Source organism: Streptomyces sp. RPT161 (assembly GCF_027533845.1).
In the GTDB taxonomy this organism is placed as follows: domain Bacteria; phylum Actinomycetota; class Actinomycetes; order Streptomycetales; family Streptomycetaceae; genus Streptantibioticus_A; species Streptantibioticus_A silvisoli_A.
On the sequence record NZ_JAPZVN010000008.1, the window covers coordinates 188,356 to 203,301 of the forward strand.

A 14,946-nucleotide genomic window follows, 5' to 3' on the forward strand; every position below is an offset into this window, starting at 1 on the left:
CGGGCTCGGCGGTCTCAGTCGAGGCCCGCGGCGGCCGGGCGCGGGCCGCGGGCCGGGCAGCAGCCGATCGGGCAGACGTCATGGCTCGGCCCCAACTCGCCCAGCGCGCAGCGCTGGACGCTCTCGCCGCGCTCCACGGCGGACCGCTCCAGCACCAGTTCGCGCACGGCGGCGGCGAACCGCGGGTCGGCGCCCACGGTCGCCGCACGGGCGACCGGCAACCCCAGTTCGGCGGCCTTGGCGGCGGCCTCGGTGTCGAGGTCGTACTTGACCTCCATGTGGTCGGAGACGAACCCGATCGGAACCATCACCACCGCGGGCGCCCCGGCGGCGTGTTCGGCCTCCAGGTGGTCGCAGACGTCCGGCTCCAGCCACGGGATGTGCGGGGCGCCGCTGCGCGACTGGTAGACGAGCCGCCAGGGCCGCTCGACGCCGGTCGCCTCGCGTACCGCGTCGGCGATCACCCTCGCGGTGTCCAGGTGCTCGGCGACGTAGGCGCCGCCGTCGCCGTGTGCCTCGACGGGGCCGGAGGTGTCGGCGGCGGCGGTCGGGATGGAGTGGGTGGTGAACGCCAGGTGCGCGCCGGACCGTACGTCCTCGGGCAGTTCGGCGAGGGCGCGGAGCACCGCGTCGATCATCGGCCGTACGAAACCGGGGTGGTTGAAGTAGTGCCGCAGCTTGTCCACCCGCGGCAGCTCGCGGCCCTCGGCGGCCAGTGTGGCGAGCGCGTCGGCGAGGTTCTCGCGGTACTGGCGGCAGCCGGAGTACGAGGCGTAGGCACTGGTGGCCAACACCAGGACGCGGCGGTGCCCGTCGTCCACCATGGTGCGCAGGGTGTCGGTCAGATAGGGCGCCCAGTTGCGGTTGCCCCAGTAGACCGGAAGGTCCAGGCCGTGCTCGGCGAAGTCCTTGCGCAGCGCCTGCAGCAGTTCGCGGTTCTGCGCGTTGATCGGGCTGACCCCGCCGAAGAGGTAGTAGTGCCGCCCGACCTCCTTCAGCCGCTCGCGCGGGATGCCGCGCCCGGCGGTGACGTTCTCCAGGAACGGCACCACGTCGTCGGGCCCCTCGGGGCCGCCGAAGGACAGCAGCAACAGGGCGTCGTAGGGAGTGGGGTCCAGCTGATCGGCCATGGCTCCGATCCTGCCATCCGCCACCGGCGGCCGAGACGCCAGGCGGGTGCCGATCGTGCCGGAAAACCCCTTGCGCCCCATCCATAAGCTGTATAAGCCATCTACCGCGTCCTGCCCCGTCCTTCCCTCAGCTCACTGAGCCGCCTGGAGCGCCCGTGCTCGCCCCCTACCGCGCGATATTCGCCGCCCCTGGCACCAAGGTGTTCTCGGCCGCCGGATTCCTCGGCCGAATGCCGCTGTCCATGCTCGGCATCGGGATAGTGACGATGATCTCCCAGGTCAACGGGCGCTACGGGCTGGCGGGCGGGCTGTCGGCGACGCTCGCGCTGGCCGCCGCGGTCATCGGCCCGCAGATCTCCCGTCTGGTGGACCGCTACGGGCAGCGGACGGTGCTTCGGCCCGCCGCCACGGTGACCGTGGCCGCGGTGGCCGCACTGCTGGTGTGCGTACGGCTCGGGGCGCCGGACTGGGCGCTGTTCGTGTGCGTGACGGGGGCGGGCGCCACGCCGAGCCTGGGGTCGATGGTGCGGGCGCGCTGGGCGGCGATCCACCGCGACTCCTCCCGACTGCACGCCGCCTACTCGTTCGAGTCGGTGCTCGACGAGGTCTGCTTCATCTTCGGGCCGATCCTGTCCATCGGACTGAGCACCGCCTGGTTCCCCGAGGCCGGACCGCTGCTGGCCGCGGGCTTCCTGGCGGTCGGGGTCTGCTGGCTGACCGCCCAGCGGGGCACCGAGCCGGTGCCGCAGCCGGGTGAGCACCGCACGGGTGGCTCCGCGCTGCGGTCGGCCGGGCTCCAGGTGCTGGTGGTCACCTTCACCGCCACCGGCGCGATCTTCGGCGCGGTGGACGTGGTCACGGTGGCCTTCGCCCAGGAGCAGGGGCACAAGCCCGCGGCGAGCGTGGTGCTGGCGGTGTACGCGCTGGGCTCCTGCTGCGCCGGAGCCGTGTTCGGGCTGCTGCGCCCGAAGGGCAGCGCTTCGCGCCGCTTCCTTCTGGGGGTGTGCGCGATGGCCGTGAGTATGATCCCCCTCCAACTGGTCGGGAACCTGCCCGCCCTGGCCGTGGCGCTGTTCGTCGCCGGGCTGTCGATCGCCCCGACGATGGTCACCACCATGGCGCTGGTCGAGCAGTTGGTGCCGCGCGCGCAGCTGACCGAGGGCATGACCTGGACGAGCACCGGGCTCGCGGTCGGGGTGGCCCTCGGCTCCTCCGCCGCCGGGTCGGTCGTGGACGCGTCCGGCGCCGGGACGGGGTACGCGGTGCCGGCGGCCGCCGGGGCGCTGGCCGCGGCGGCGGCGTTCCTCGGGCACCGCCGGCTGCGTCCGGCGCCGGAGCGGGAGGGGCCGCAGCGTGACGAGTACGACGAGCACCACCAGCGAGACGACTACGTGGCGTAACTGGGCCGGAAATGTGACCGTGCGACCGCGCAGGATCGTTTCCCCCGCCTCGGTGGACGAACTGGCCGCCGCCGTGCGCCAGGCCGCCGAGGACGGGCTGACGGCCAAGGCGGTGGGCACCGGGCACTCCTTCACCGCGGTCGCCGCCACCGACGGGCTGCTGATCCGCCCGGACCGGCTGACCACGGTGCGCGCGGTGGACCGCGCCGCGGGCACCGTCACCGTCGAAGCGGGCCTGCCGCTGCACCGGTTGAACCGGCTGCTGGACTCGGCCGGCCTGTCGCTGACCAACATGGGCGACATCCAGCAGCAGACCGTCGCCGGTGCCACCAGCACCGGAACCCATGGCACCGGGCGCGACTCGGCGTCGATCGCCGCCCAGATCAAGGGACTTGAGCTGGTGCTGGCCGACGGTTCGGTACTGGACTGCTCGGCCAAGCGGAACCCGGAGGTGTTCGCCTCCGCCCGGGTCGGCCTCGGCGCGCTCGGCGTGGTCAGCGCGATCACGTTCGGCGTGGAACCGTCGTTCCTGCTCACCGCGCGCGAGGAACCCATGCCGTTCGACACGGTGTTGAGCACGTTTGACCAACTGGTGGCCGAGAACGAGCACTTCGAGTTCTACTGGTTCCCGCACACCGACAGCTGCAACACCAAGCGCAACAACCGCAGTCTGGGTCCGGCGGCCCCGCTGCACCCCGTACGCGGCTGGCTGGACGACGAGTTGCTGTCCAACGGGGTCTTCCAGGCGGTCTGCGCACTGGGCAAGGCTGTGCCGTCGACCATTCCGGCCATCGCGAAGGTGTCCAGCCGCGCGCTGTCCGCGCGGACCTACACCGACGCCGCGTACAAGGTGTTCACCAGTCCGCGCCGGGTGCGGTTCATCGAGATGGAGTACGCCGTTCCGCGGGCGGCCGCCACCAGCGCGCTGCGCGAGCTGAAGACCATGGTCGAGCGCTCCGGGCTGCGGATCAGCTTCCCCGTGGAGGTGCGGGTGGCCCCGGCCGACGACATCACGCTGTCCACCGCCTCCGGGCGGGACACCGCCTATGTCGCGGTGCACATGTACCGGGGCAGCCGCCACCAGGAGTACTTCACGGCGGTGGAGCGGATCATGACCGCCCACCAGGGGCGCCCGCACTGGGGCAAGTTGCACTCCCGCGACGCGGAGTACCTCGCGCGGGTCTACCCGCGCTTCGGCGAGTTCCAGGCGCTACGGGACCGGCTGGACCCGCAGCGCCTGTTCGCCAACGACTACCTGCGCAGGGTGCTGGGCGAGTGACCGGCCGTCCGGTACCGGCTCACTGGGCGCCGGTACCGGAACCGCCCCGCGGGGAGGGCTGGGCGGCGCCCGGCTGGCCCGAACCGCCGCCCGCGCCCTGACCGCTGCCGCCGCCGTCCGAGCCGGTGCCGTGCGACGGGCCCGGCGAAGGCGCCTGCGACGGCGTGGTGTTGGGGCTGGCCGCGCCACTTCCCTGCGACGGTCCAGCGCTCGGCTGCTCCGACGGCGTGGAACCGCCCGTTCCGGTCGACGGGTCCTGCGACGGGGTCGTGCCGCCGTCGGTTCCGGACTCGCTGGAACCGCCGCTGGGCACCGTACTCGGCTGGTGGCTGGGGACGGTCGGCGCGTGGCGCGCGCCACCGGGGTTGACCGCCTGGCCGATCGAGGTGCGGGACAGCGGGCTGCCCGAGGCCAGTTCGATGGTGGTGAACACGGCCATGGCCAGGGCGAACACCACTCCGGCCGCCAGCAGCGAGCGGCGCCAGCCGCGCCAGCGGGTGCCGTGCAGGGTCGACTCGCTGTACGACTCGTCGTGCGGCAGCCGCGGCATCAGCAGCGCGGTGTCCGGCTCGGCCTTCGGCACCACGGCGGTCGGGTCGTTCGCCGCCGATCTGGCGTACGCGGGGAGCATTCTGGTGGCATCGTCCGCCGGGCCCGTGCGCCGGTTCTGCGTCCGGACCATCGGGGTGGTCGCGTCGCGCAGTTGTTCGCCGGTGCGGCGGAAGAGGTGCTGGAAGATCGCGCCGCCGGTGGTGGCGAGCACGCTGACCACGGCCGCGCCGAGGATCGTTCCGTAGACGCCCAGGAAGGACGCGAGGTAGGCCGCCACCAGTGCGGCGGCGCCGCTACCGGCGACTTGGGTCAGGCTGAGATCGATGCGCTTCTTGTCCGGTTTCGTACCGTTTTCCGCCTTGACATCCATCCCCGTCCCTTGCTTGTCGGTCTCTTCCACCTTGCACACAGAAAGGACCGACAAGCAAAAGCGTCAGTTCCGGTTCTGAAGATTGTGTGAACATCGCCACGCGGAAAACCGGGCGCCCACCCGGAGCCCAGCCCAACTCCCCCCACTCCCCCGGAACATCGGCGGCGCGGTGCTGCACCGAAGTGGCCCGAATGGAGTACTGTTGCCAGCCCGTGCACCGGTTTCCCGTCCGGCTGCCCGGATCCTGCGGGAGGGGTCCCGAAGGTGCCGCCAGCCAGGCGCCGCCCAGCAGGACTGGCATTCGCGACAGTTTGTGACAGGGAGTGATGAAGCTCGTCACTTTCAGTTGCGAATAGGTAACCGTGCCATAACGGCGCGTTGGGGAAGGTGCCCGACACGCCGGGTAAGTCGGCAAGGTTGTGGCAGGCCGGAGTCGGGCAGGCCACACTCGTTCTTCGGGAGCAGCGACGCACGTGACGTCGGCAGGCACCACCCGGGAGGTCCCCATGCCCGATCTGCGTGTCGTGGCCGTGAGCAACGACGGCACACGACTGGTGCTCAAAGCTGCGGACAACACGGAGTACACCCTCCCCATCGACGAGCGGCTGCGCGCCGCCGTACGCAACGACAGAGCCCGCCTCGGACAGATCGAGATCGAGGTCGAGAGCCATCTGCGCCCGCGTGACATCCAGGCCCGCATACGAGCGGGCGCCTCCGCTGAGGAGGTGGCGCAGCTCGCCGGGATCCCCGTCGAACGCGTTCGGCGCTTCGAGGGACCGGTGCTGGCGGAGCGGGCGTTCATGGCCGAGCGCGCCCGCAAGACGCCGGTACGGCGGCAGGGCGAGAGCACCGGCCCGCAGTTGGGCGAGGCGGTGGCCGAACGGCTGCTGCTGCGCGGCGCGGAGAAGGACAGCGCCCAGTGGGACTCCTGGCGGCGGGACGACGGCACCTGGGAGGTGCTGCTGGTCTACCGGGTCGCGGGTGAACCGCACTCGGCCACCTGGACGTACGACCCGCCCCGGCGGCTCGTGCAGGCGGTGGACGACGAGGCGCGGGCGCTCATCGGCGAGACGGTGCCGGAGCAGCCGGAGCCGAGCTTCCCGTTCGTACCGCGGATCGCCCGGCTGCCCAGGGACCGTCCGCTGGACCGCGGCACGCCGCGCATCGACCGCGTGGACCGGGTCGAGCGCGCCGACCGCGCCGAGCAGTCCGAGGAGCGTCCCGAGGACGGCAAGGACTCGCTGACCAGCCTGCTGGAGGCGGTGCCGAGCTTCCGCGGCGACATGGTGGTCCCGTCCACCTCCACGGGCTCCGAGACGGCCTCGGCCACCGAGCCGGACGACGAGCCCGCGGAGGTGGAGGAGGCGCCGCCCGCCCCGGCGGCCAGCGCGGGCGCCGGTTCCGCCTACGCGGACGTGCTGATGCCGCGTTCGGTGGCCGGCCACCGCGAGCGGCTGGTCGGCACCACCGACCGCCAGGCGGAGGCGGACGGGGTACGGCCGGGTCGGCGGGCCACGGTGCCGAGTTGGGACGAGATCGTCTTCGGCAGCCGTCGTAAGAAGCAGGACTAGCGCGCCGGGGGCCGCCGGGTGCGCCCGGCGGCCCCCGGCGCGCCCCAACGCGCTCCCCATAGCCGCCCGGTCGCTACGGCGTCGCCCCCGTGGCGACCGGGCGGCTGCCGTCATGGCACCACTCGCTCCACGAACCCACGTACAGCGCGGCCGGAATGCCCGCCACCGCGAGCGCCAGCACCTGCTGGGCGGCCGAGACGCCCGAGCCGCAGTAGACGCCGACCTCGGTGCCCTGCCCAACACCGAGGGCGGCGAAGCGCTTTGCCAACTCCTCGGACGAGCGCAACCGGCCGTCCTCGGCGATGTTCTCGGTCGTCGGAGCACTCACCGCGCCCGGGATGTGCCCGGCCACCGGGTCGATCGGCTCGACCTCGCCGCGGTACCGCTCCGCCGCCCGGGCGTCGAGCAGCACCCCGGTGCGGGCCAGCGCCGCCGCGTCGTCGGCGGTCAGCAGGGGGGCCGCGCCCGGCCGGGCGGTGAAGTCGCCCTCGGCGGGCCGTGACTCGCCGGTCTCCAGCGGGCCGGTCCAGGCCGGCAGCCCGCCGTCCAGCACCCGTACGTCCCGGTGCCCCGCCCAGCGCAGCATCCACCAGGCGCGGGCCGCCGCCCAGCCCTGCCCGCCGTCGTAGACCACGACCTGCCGGTCGTCACGGACTCCGGCACGGCGCATCGCCGTGGTGAAGACGTCGAGTTCCGGCAGCGGATGGCGGCCGTGCGCCCCGGGCGGCCCGGCGAGTTCGGCCTCGAGGTCGACGTAGCGGGCGCCGGGGATGTGTCCCGCCTCGTACTGCGGCCGACCGGGCGGGCCGCCGAGTTGGTAGCGCACATCGAGGATCGTCCGGTCCTGGGGGGCGCTGAGCAGCTCCGCCGCTGAGATGATGGCATCCATGCCGCCATTGTCCCCGCACCGGGTTCCGGGCGCCGGTACGGCCGTTGGCGGTTTCACCCCGGCATACCGATCGTCATGAGGCGGCAACGGTCGTGACACGGACAAGAGATGACCAACCGGGCATCCTCCTCGCGGCCCACCGTGGAAGCGGCGCGGTGGGGGCGCGCGACGGGCCCAGTGGTGACAGCATCATCTCTGGCTCGTCCCCCGCTAACCGTCGCGCGAGGAGAGAATCCGATGACCGAGGTATCGGCCCGGCGTCCCCAGGGCACGCCCTGCTGGGTCAGCCTGTTGGTGCGCAGCCTGCCGGTGACCGAGGAGTTCTACGGCAGGCTGTTCGGCTGGGAGTTCCAGCCTGGCCCCAAGCACTTCGGGCCGTATGTCCGGGCGCTACGGGAAGGCCGCCTGGTCGCCGGGATCGACGAGGTCCCCAAAGGCCGCGGCCTGCCCGTCGCCTGGACCACCTACCTGTGCTCGCAGGACGCGGACGCCACCTGCGAGCTGGTCCGCGACTGCGGTGGCACGGTGGCCGTGGGGCCTTTGGACGCCGACGACGAGGCGGGCCGGATGGCGATCGCCGCCGACCCGAGCGGAGCGGTGTTCGGGGTCTGGCAGCCCAACACCCACCTGGGGGTCGGGGTGGTGGGCGAGCCGGGGACGCTGGCGTGGAACGAGCTGCTCACCCGTGAGTCGGCCACCGTCGGCAAGTTCTACACCGCGGTCTTCGGCTACGAGACGCAGGCCGTGGTCTCCGCCGACCTGGACTACCTGACACTGCTGCTGGAGGGCCGCCCGGTGGCCGGGATCCACGGCGTCGGCCAGGCGGTGCCACGCGACCGCGGGCCGCACTGGATGACCTACTTCGCGGTGGCGGACACCGACGAGGCGGCGCGCCGCGTGGTGGAGTTGGGCGGGCGGGTGCTGCGCGGGCCGCACGACTCGGCGTACGGGCGGACGGCGACCGTGGAGGACCCGCAGGGCGCCCGGTTCTCCGTGGTCAGGACCACCGAGCCGTAGAACTCGTGTCGTGGGCTGCGGCAGTCGCACAACCGCCCGACAGGCTCCGGACCTCAGTGCTGTTCGACGGGCAGCACGTCCGGGGACAGCGCCGCCGCGCGAGCCGAGGCCGCCGTCATCCGGCGAATATGGTGACGGCGGCACAGCACCTCGTAACCCACCTCGCCCCGCGAGTGGTTGACGTCGCCCACCACGACCTGGGCGCCCTCGACGACCATCCGGCCGTCCACGGTGCGCGCGTTGTGGGTGGCCCGGGCGCCGCACCAGCACAGCGCCTCGACCTGGAGCACCTCGATCCGGTCGGCCAGCTCCACCAGGCGCTGGGATCCGGGGAAGAGGCGGGTGCGGAAGTCGGTGGCGATGCCGAAGGCGTAGACGTCCAGCTCCAAGTCGTCCACCACCCGGGCGAGTTGGTCGACCTGCTCGGGGGTGAAGAACTGCGCCTCGTCGGCTATCACGTAGTCGGCGCGGCCGCCGCCGGACAGGTGGCCCACCACGTACCCGTAGAAGTCGAGGTCGTCCGTGGCCTCGACGGCCTTGGTGGACAGGCCGAGGCGGGAGGAGAGCACACCGGCGCCGGCACGGTCGCTGCGGGTGAAGATCAGCCCCTGGAGACCGCGCGCCGAGCGGTTGTGCTCGATCTGCAGGGCGAGCGTGCTCTTGCCGCAGTCCATGGTCCCGCAGAAGTACACCAGTTCGGACATGGAGCAGCCATGGGCCTTTCGGAAAGAGGATGTCGACAGGGTGCCACGCGGCCCGGCGGCAGGAAGGCACGGGAGCAAGGCCCCAGAACCACCACGCCTGCGGCGGGAGGCGTCTAGCCGCGCACTTCGAGCAGCGGTACGAGCTGTTCCACCGGCGCGAGCGAGCCGTGCAGTCCGACCATGGAGGACTCGCCCGGCTCGTTGCGGGTGGCGACCACCGCGATGTCGTCCCGGGCCACCGCCACCACGTCGCCGATCCGGCCGTGCACCCGCTCGTCCACCCGTGGTCCGAACCACCCGGCGGCGATGGCCTGTTCGCGGGTGGCCACCCACATCCGGTCGCCCAGCACCTCGCTCCACACCGCGTGCACATCGGCGGCGGCGCCCGGCACCGCGTAGACATGGCGGGCCCGCGCCTCCCCACCGAGCAGCTCGACGCCCGCGCCTAGCTCCCAGTCCTCGTCGAAGTCGATCCGCGCCTCGGGGTCGAAGGGGATGTCGATCATCCCGTGGTCGGCGGTGACGTACAGCACGGAGCGCGGCGGGAGTTGCTCGGCGAGCCGCTGCGCCAGCCGGTCGACCATCATCAACTGGCCGCGCCAGGCATCGGAGTCGACACCGTGCCGGTGCCCCATGCCGTCGAGTTCGCTGTAGTACGTGTAGACCAGCGTGCGGTCGGCGGCGGCCAGCCGGTCGGCGGCCAGGTCCATCCGCTCCTCGCCGGTCAGCCGACCGTGAAACGTTCCGCCGGACAGCGCGATCTGGGTCAGCGGGGTGTGCTCGAAGGCCGGTGCGGACACCTGGCAGGTGGCCACCCCCGCGGCGTCGCTGAGCTGGAAGACCGTGGGGTACGGCTGCCACTTGTGCGGGTCGGTCCACGGCTGCCAGCGCAACTGGTTCATCAACTGGCGCTGCCCCGGTACGGCGACCGTGTACCCGGCCAGGCCGTGCGCGCCCGGGGGCAGCCCGGTGCCCACCGAGGCCAGCGAGGTGGCGGTGGTGGACGGGAAGCCCGCGGTGAGCGGGGTACCGGAGCCGCCCAGCGAACTGCCCAGCAGCGAGGTCAGGTAGGGCGCCTCGTCCGGGTGGGCCTTGAGCAGTTCCCAGCCCATGCCGTCCACCAGGAAGACGCACACCCGGTCGGCCGGCGTCAGGTCCAGGGCGGTGGCCGGAACGCCCGGCACCGACAGGCCGCGCGCCACCGCGGGCAGCAGGTCGGCCAGGGCCGCCGTCCCGTAACGGGGGGCGGGGGCGGTGCGGATGTCGAGCGGGGCGGGGTAACCGTGCTGCCCGGTCGCGGCAGGCTGCGCCATCAGCGCTGCGCCGTAGCGGAGGCGGTGGCTTCGGAGAGCGCCTGGGCGAAGGCGAGCGTCTGGCGCACCGCCTCCGGACCGTCGCCCGCCTCGCTCACCCGCAGCGAGAGGTCGTCGGCGGTGGAGGAGCCGGTGAAGCCGTGGTCCGCGTCGCAGTTGGGGTCCCCGCAGGCGGCGGGCTCCAGGTCGATACGGCTGACGGCGCCCCACCCTATGGTGAGCACCACCTCGCGCGGCAGCGTGCCGGGAGTGTACGACTCGGGGTTGGCGACGACCCGGCTGACCACCACGGACGAGATCCGGCCTATCTTCACGGACTCGGTGGAGGTGGTGGCGTACGGGGAGGGCGAGGTGTCGTCCGCGCCCTGTTCGTCGGTGTGGCTGACCAGGAAGCGGGTGGGGGTGAGGACGAGGACGGTGATGTGTCGGCGCACCTCGTTGGCGTCGAATGTGGTCTCTTGGTTGACCAGGTACGCCACCACCGGTTCCCCGCCGACCGAGGCCTCCACGGCCTCCGCCACGAGCGCCGGGTAGTAGCCGCTGCGCTCGATCGCCGCGCGCAGCCCCTGAGTCGTCGTACCGGTCTTCGCCATGGGCACCATCTTAGTGTCGGCCGCACGCTCACAGAGACGACAGTGCACGCGGTCCCAGGTCGGTACGGGCCGGGGGGTGCGCCAGCCGCACGGTCGCGCCCAGGACGCTGACCCCGAGCCCGCGGGGGGCCACGACAACGGGTTCGAGGTGAACGGAGACCACCTCCGGCAGGTCGTCGACCAGCCGGGACACCCGCAGCAGCGTCTCCTCCAGGGCGGCGGTGTCGGCGGGCTCCGCGCCGCGCCAGCCGAACAGCATGGGCGCCGCCTTGATGGTGCGCACCAGTTGGGCGGCGTCCCGGTCGGTGACCGGCACCAGGTGGTGCGCGAGATCACCGAGCAGCTCGGATGCCGCGCCCGCGAGCCCGAAGGAGAGCACCGAGCCCGCGGCCGGGTCCACGGCGGCCCGCACCACTGTGTCGACCCCGCGCGGCGCCATGGACTGCACGACCGGCCGCACCTCGTCGGGCCTGCCCAGCTGCCGTGTCAACTCCTCGTAGGCGCGCCGCAGTTCGCCCTCTCCCGCGAGGTCGAGCCGCACCCCGCCGAGGTCGGCGCGGTGCCGCAGGTGCGGGGCGGTGGCCTTGAGCGCCACCGGGAAGCCCAGCCGCCGGGCGGCGGCGACCGCGCTGTCGGCGTCGGGGGCGGCCAGCGCGGCCCATACCTCGATCCCGTACCGGCCGAGCAGGGCGCCTCCGGCCGCGTCGTCCAGGGTGACGCCCCGGCCGCCCGCGGGCTCGGTGGCGTCCAGCAGCCGGTCGACGTCCGCCCTGGCCGCCGCCTCGTCGACGCCGTCCAGTTCCGGCACCCGGCCGGGGGTCGCGTCCTCCCGCCGCCAGCGCGCGTAGCGCACCGCCTCGGCCAGCGCCCGTACCGCCCGCTCGGCGGCCGGGTAGGTGGGGATCCGGGGCGCGCCGGACGCGCCCTCGGGGGCGGCCTCGCCCAGCCGGTCGGCGAGCCGGTCCAGGGCGAGCTGGACCACGGCCACCGGCTTGGCGGCGGCCCCGGCCGCGGTGCGCAGCGCCGCCGCCAGCGCCGGGTCGTCGGCCGAGTCGGGGTCACCGGCGTCCACCGCGCCGACCCGTGGGATCGCGGTGACCAGGACCGCGTCCACCTCGTCGTCGGCCAGCGCGGCGGCCAGCGCGGCGTGGAAGTCCTGGGGCGCCGCCCCGGTGGTGAGGTCGCGCGGTGGCCTCGGGCGCAGTCCGGCGCTCAGGCAGGCGTCGTACGCGAGCAGGCCCAGCGACTCGGAGTTGCCGAGGATGGCGACGCGTTCACCGGCGGGCAGCGGCTGGTGCGCCAACAGCACCCCGGTGTCCAGGAGTTCGGTGACCGTGTCGACCCGGATGATCCCGGCCTGCCTCAGCAGCGCGGAGACGGTGGCGTCCGGGATGCGGGTGACGGGCACGGTGTGGCCGGGCGGCAGCGCACCGGAGTGCCGGGCGCCCTTGACCACGACGACGGGTTTGACGGCGGCGGTGCGGCGCGCCAGCCGGGTGAACTTGCGTGGGTTGCCGATGGATTCCAGGTACATCAGCGCCACGTCGGTGTCGGGGTCGTCGTGCCAGTACTGGAGCAGGTCGTTTCCGGACACGTCGGCGCGGTTGCCCGCCGAGACGAAGGTCGAGATGCCGCCGAGTCCGGCGCCGCGCCGGTGCAGTCCGGACAGCAGGGAGATGCCGATGGCGCCGGACTGGGTGAACAGCCCGAGCCGCCCGGCGGCGGGTGCCTCGGGTGACAGCGACGCGTTGAGCCGCACCCCGGGAGCGGTGTTGATCAGTCCGAAAGCGTTCGGTCCGATGACCCGCATCCCGTAGGACCTGGCCTGGCGGACCAGGGCGCGCTGTCGCTCCCGCCCCTGCGGGCCGGACTCGGCGTAGCCGTTGGCGATCACGAGCAGGCCCTGCACGCCGTGCACCCCGCAGTCCGCCACGGCTTCCGGCACCGCCTCGGCGGGCACCGCGAGGACCGCCAGGTCCACCGGCTGGCCGATGGCGGCCACCGAGCGGTACCCGGGAACGCCTTCCGGCTCCAGCATGTCCATGCCCTGCGGGAAATTGCGGTTGACCGCGTACAGGCGGCCGGTGAAGCCCGCGGCGAGCAGGTTGCGCAGCAGGCCGCGGCCGACCCCGCCCTCGGCCCGCCCGGCGCCGACCACGGCGACCGCGCGGGGGGCCAGCAGCCGCTGCACGGAGCGGGCCTCGGCGCGCTGCTCGCGGGCGCGCATCACGGCGACCGAGGCCTCGGTGGGCTCCAGGTCGAGTTCGAGGCGGACCACGCCGTCGGTGAAGCTCCGTTGAGCGGTGTAGCCCACGTCCGTGAAGACTTTGATCATCTTCCGGTTGGCGGGCAGCACTTCGGCGTCGAAGCGGCGGATGCCGTTCTCCCGGGCGACGGCGGCGATGTGCTCCAGCAGTGCGGAGGCGACACCCCGGCCCTGATGGGCGTCCTGGACCAGGAACGCGACCTCCGCCACGCCGTCGTCCAGCCGGTCGTAGCGGACGGTGGCGATGAACTCGCCGCCCACGGTGGCCGCCAGGCCCACCCGGTCGACGTAGTCGTGGTGGGTGAAGCGGTGCACGTCCCGGTCGGAAAGCCGGGGGTAGGGAGCGAAGAAGCGGTAGTACTTCGACTCGTCGGACACCTGCTCGTAGAAGCTGACCAGCCGCTGCGCGTCGTCGGGTGTGATGGGCCGGATGTGGGCGATCCCCCCGTCGCGCAGCACCACGTCCGCCTCCCAGTGGACGGGGTAGGCCGGGGTGCGCGAGGTCTCCATGGGCGCAAGAGTAGGCCGATCGGCCCGGTTCGGCGCTGCCGCGGGCGACGCTCGGCGCATGGCGTGCCGGGGAGGCGTCCGGCACCCGCGCGGTCGTGGTTAACTGGTCTAGACAACCAGAGTCATCAGAAGGGTTGAACCATGGCTGAGCGCCGCGTCAACGTCGGCTGGGCCGAGGGCCTGCACGCCCGCCCCGCGTCGATCTTCGTCCGCGCCGCGACCGCCGCCGGCGTGCCGATCACGATCGCCAAGGCCGACGGCACCCCGGTCAACGCCGCCTCCATGCTCGCCGTGCTCGGGCTGGGCGCGCAGGGCGGCGAGGAGATCGTGCTGGCCTCCGACGCCGAGGGCGCGGAGGAGGCGCTCGACCGGCTGTCCAAGCTGGTCGCCGAGGGCCTGGACGAGCTGCCGGAAACCGTCTGAGACCTTTCCGCGCCCAATGCGCGGCACGGCGGTGCCGGGTATCGGTTCAGATACCTGGCACCGCCATTCGCATATCCGCGGAAAAATGGCCGGGCAATTCCCTGCGAGTTGTATACGGCACGCCTGTTAAATGCGGTCGCGTCTGGTGTTTACAGCATGTTTCAACCGGTGCGCGGCGGTCGCCCTGGCGACGTGCGCGGCGGCCAGCTCGCGCGCCCGCACCGCATCGCGTCGCGCCACCGCGTCGGTGATCGCCGCGTGCTCCTCCCAGGCGCCGGGGCCCCGCCCGGCCTGCTCCACCGCGTACATCCAGGAGATCTTCCGCCGCAACTGGGTGAGCAGCGAAGCGAGTCCGGGACTGCCGGAGGCCTGGGCCAGCGTCTCGTGGAACCAGCCGTCCAACGCTGGCAGATCGGACAACTGCCCCTCCCTGCAACGCTCCTGCCCCAGCCGCACCAGCCCACTCAGCACCCGCAGTTGCTGCTGGGTGCGGCGTTGGGCGGCCCGCGCCGCCCCCAACGGCTCCAGCAGCGACCGCATTTCGAGCAGATCGCCAGCCTCCTGCTCGGTGGGCTCGGCGACGGTGGCGCCCGCATGCCTGCGGGTGCGCACGAACCCCTCGGACTCCAGGGTGCGCAGCGCCTCACGCACCGGCACCCGGGACACCCCGTACCGCTTGGCCAGCAACTCCTCGGTCAGCCGGCCGCCGGGAGCGAAGAATCCGCTGACGATGTCGTCCCGGATCGCGGAGCACACCGTGCGGGCGGAAATACGCCGCGCCGCTTCACCGGTGCCGTCCACTTCCGATCGCGTTTTGCCGGTCGCCATTCCCAAACTGTATTCCAAATCGGCGGCGATTCCGGCGGCCGGGATGAATTCGGCGCATTCTCGCGTATGGCCGTCCCGCGCGCCCCTGGGCGCGCGGGACG

General features: G+C 73.0%; 13 protein-coding genes. 5 read left to right on the forward strand and 8 right to left on the reverse strand.

From position 1 onward, the window contains the following. Nucleotides 1-14: 14 nt before the first annotated feature. A complete protein-coding gene (locus O5O46_RS18460) occupies nt 15-1,130 on the reverse strand; it encodes a ferrochelatase (RefSeq protein ID WP_269856573.1) in 1,116 nt (371 codons plus the stop codon). A 155-nt stretch (nt 1,131-1,285) separates the two neighbouring features. Between O5O46_RS18460 and O5O46_RS18465 the strand changes: the two genes are divergently transcribed. Together O5O46_RS18465 and O5O46_RS18470 are read left to right on the forward strand one after the other, a co-directional pair. Further along, on the forward strand, nt 1,286-2,530 hold the full coding sequence (locus O5O46_RS18465) for an MFS transporter (protein ID WP_269856574.1): 1,245 nt from the start codon (nt 1,286-1,288) through the stop codon (nt 2,528-2,530). Then, complete coding sequence (locus O5O46_RS18470) at nt 2,484-3,809, forward strand: D-arabinono-1,4-lactone oxidase (RefSeq protein ID WP_269856575.1); 1,326 nt, start codon at nt 2,484-2,486, stop codon at nt 3,807-3,809. The genes O5O46_RS18465 and O5O46_RS18470 overlap by 47 nt, the downstream gene beginning before the upstream one ends. Before the next feature lie 19 nt (nt 3,810-3,828). Here O5O46_RS18470 and O5O46_RS18475 read toward each other — a convergent pair whose 3' ends face one another. Continuing rightward, the gene (locus O5O46_RS18475; protein WP_269856576.1) at nt 3,829-4,731 is read right to left on the reverse strand and encodes a hypothetical protein; all 903 of its coding nucleotides are present in this window, start codon (nt 4,729-4,731) and stop codon (nt 3,829-3,831) included. Nucleotides 4,732-5,204: 473 nt separating this feature from the next. Here O5O46_RS18475 and sepH point away from each other — a divergent pair, with 473 nt between their 5' ends. Further along, nucleotides 5,205-6,302 carry a septation protein SepH gene (gene sepH / locus O5O46_RS18480; protein ID WP_269856577.1) on the forward strand — a complete coding sequence of 366 codons (1,098 nt, stop codon included), beginning with the start codon at nt 5,205-5,207 and terminating at the stop codon, nt 6,300-6,302. Nucleotides 6,303-6,375: 73 nt separating this feature from the next. On the opposite strand, the gene O5O46_RS18485 is transcribed toward sepH, so the two are convergent. After that, nucleotides 6,376-7,191 (reverse strand): sulfurtransferase, encoded by an 816-nt coding sequence (locus O5O46_RS18485; protein WP_269856578.1) that lies wholly within the window; start codon nt 7,189-7,191, stop codon nt 6,376-6,378. A gap of 237 nt (nt 7,192-7,428) precedes the next feature. Here O5O46_RS18485 and O5O46_RS18490 point away from each other — a divergent pair, with 237 nt between their 5' ends. After that, on the forward strand, nt 7,429-8,208 hold the full coding sequence (locus O5O46_RS18490; protein ID WP_269856579.1) for a VOC family protein: 780 nt from the start codon (nt 7,429-7,431) through the stop codon (nt 8,206-8,208). A 53-nt stretch (nt 8,209-8,261) separates the two neighbouring features. Here O5O46_RS18490 and O5O46_RS18495 read toward each other — a convergent pair whose 3' ends face one another. From O5O46_RS18495 to O5O46_RS18510, 4 genes are all read right to left on the reverse strand, one after another. After that, entirely contained in the window at nt 8,262-8,912 is a 651-nt protein-coding gene (locus O5O46_RS18495) for a thymidine kinase (protein WP_269856580.1), read from the reverse strand. A gap of 113 nt (nt 8,913-9,025) precedes the next feature. Continuing rightward, on the reverse strand, nt 9,026-10,225 hold the full coding sequence (locus O5O46_RS18500; RefSeq protein ID WP_269856581.1) for an alkaline phosphatase family protein: 1,200 nt from the start codon (nt 10,223-10,225) through the stop codon (nt 9,026-9,028). Further along, the gene (locus O5O46_RS18505) at nt 10,225-10,818 is read right to left on the reverse strand and encodes a DUF5998 family protein (protein WP_269856582.1); all 594 of its coding nucleotides are present in this window, start codon (nt 10,816-10,818) and stop codon (nt 10,225-10,227) included. Before O5O46_RS18505 ends, O5O46_RS18500 begins: the two co-directional genes overlap by 1 nt. Nucleotides 10,819-10,846: 28 nt before the next feature. Then, complete coding sequence (locus tag O5O46_RS18510) at nt 10,847-13,594, reverse strand: bifunctional acetate--CoA ligase family protein/GNAT family N-acetyltransferase (protein ID WP_269856583.1); 2,748 nt, start codon at nt 13,592-13,594, stop codon at nt 10,847-10,849. Nucleotides 13,595-13,735: 141 nt separating this feature from the next. Between O5O46_RS18510 and O5O46_RS18515 the strand changes: the two genes are divergently transcribed. Then, complete coding sequence (locus tag O5O46_RS18515) at nt 13,736-14,017, forward strand: HPr family phosphocarrier protein (protein ID WP_269856584.1); 282 nt, start codon at nt 13,736-13,738, stop codon at nt 14,015-14,017. Between the two features lie 126 nt (nt 14,018-14,143). On the opposite strand, the gene O5O46_RS18520 is transcribed toward O5O46_RS18515, so the two are convergent. Beyond that, entirely contained in the window at nt 14,144-14,845 is a 702-nt protein-coding gene (locus O5O46_RS18520) for a GntR family transcriptional regulator (RefSeq protein WP_269856585.1), read from the reverse strand. Nucleotides 14,846-14,946: the final 101 nt, after the last annotated feature.

What these genes read in the sequence shown, in the direction of transcription:
- O5O46_RS18510 (WP_269856583.1), bottom strand. Translation starts at nt 13,594, where the DNA reads ATGGAGACCTCGCGCACCCCGGCCTACCCCGTCCACTGGGAGGCGGAC.
- O5O46_RS18505 (WP_269856582.1), bottom strand. Translation starts at nt 10,818, where the DNA reads ATGGCGAAGACCGGTACGACGACTCAGGGGCTGCGCGCGGCGATCGAG.
- O5O46_RS18490 (WP_269856579.1), top strand. Translation starts at nt 7,429, where the DNA reads ATGACCGAGGTATCGGCCCGGCGTCCCCAGGGCACGCCCTGCTGGGTC.
- O5O46_RS18460 (WP_269856573.1), bottom strand. Translation starts at nt 1,130, where the DNA reads ATGGCCGATCAGCTGGACCCCACTCCCTACGACGCCCTGTTGCTGCTG.
- O5O46_RS18500 (WP_269856581.1), bottom strand. Translation starts at nt 10,225, where the DNA reads ATGGCGCAGCCTGCCGCGACCGGGCAGCACGGTTACCCCGCCCCGCTC.
- O5O46_RS18520 (WP_269856585.1), bottom strand. Translation starts at nt 14,845, where the DNA reads ATGGCGACCGGCAAAACGCGATCGGAAGTGGACGGCACCGGTGAAGCG.
- O5O46_RS18515 (WP_269856584.1), top strand. Translation starts at nt 13,736, where the DNA reads ATGGCTGAGCGCCGCGTCAACGTCGGCTGGGCCGAGGGCCTGCACGCC.
- O5O46_RS18475 (WP_269856576.1), bottom strand. Translation starts at nt 4,731, where the DNA reads ATGGATGTCAAGGCGGAAAACGGTACGAAACCGGACAAGAAGCGCATC.
- O5O46_RS18495 (WP_269856580.1), bottom strand. Translation starts at nt 8,912, where the DNA reads ATGTCCGAACTGGTGTACTTCTGCGGGACCATGGACTGCGGCAAGAGC.
- O5O46_RS18485 (WP_269856578.1), bottom strand. Translation starts at nt 7,191, where the DNA reads ATGGATGCCATCATCTCAGCGGCGGAGCTGCTCAGCGCCCCCCAGGAC.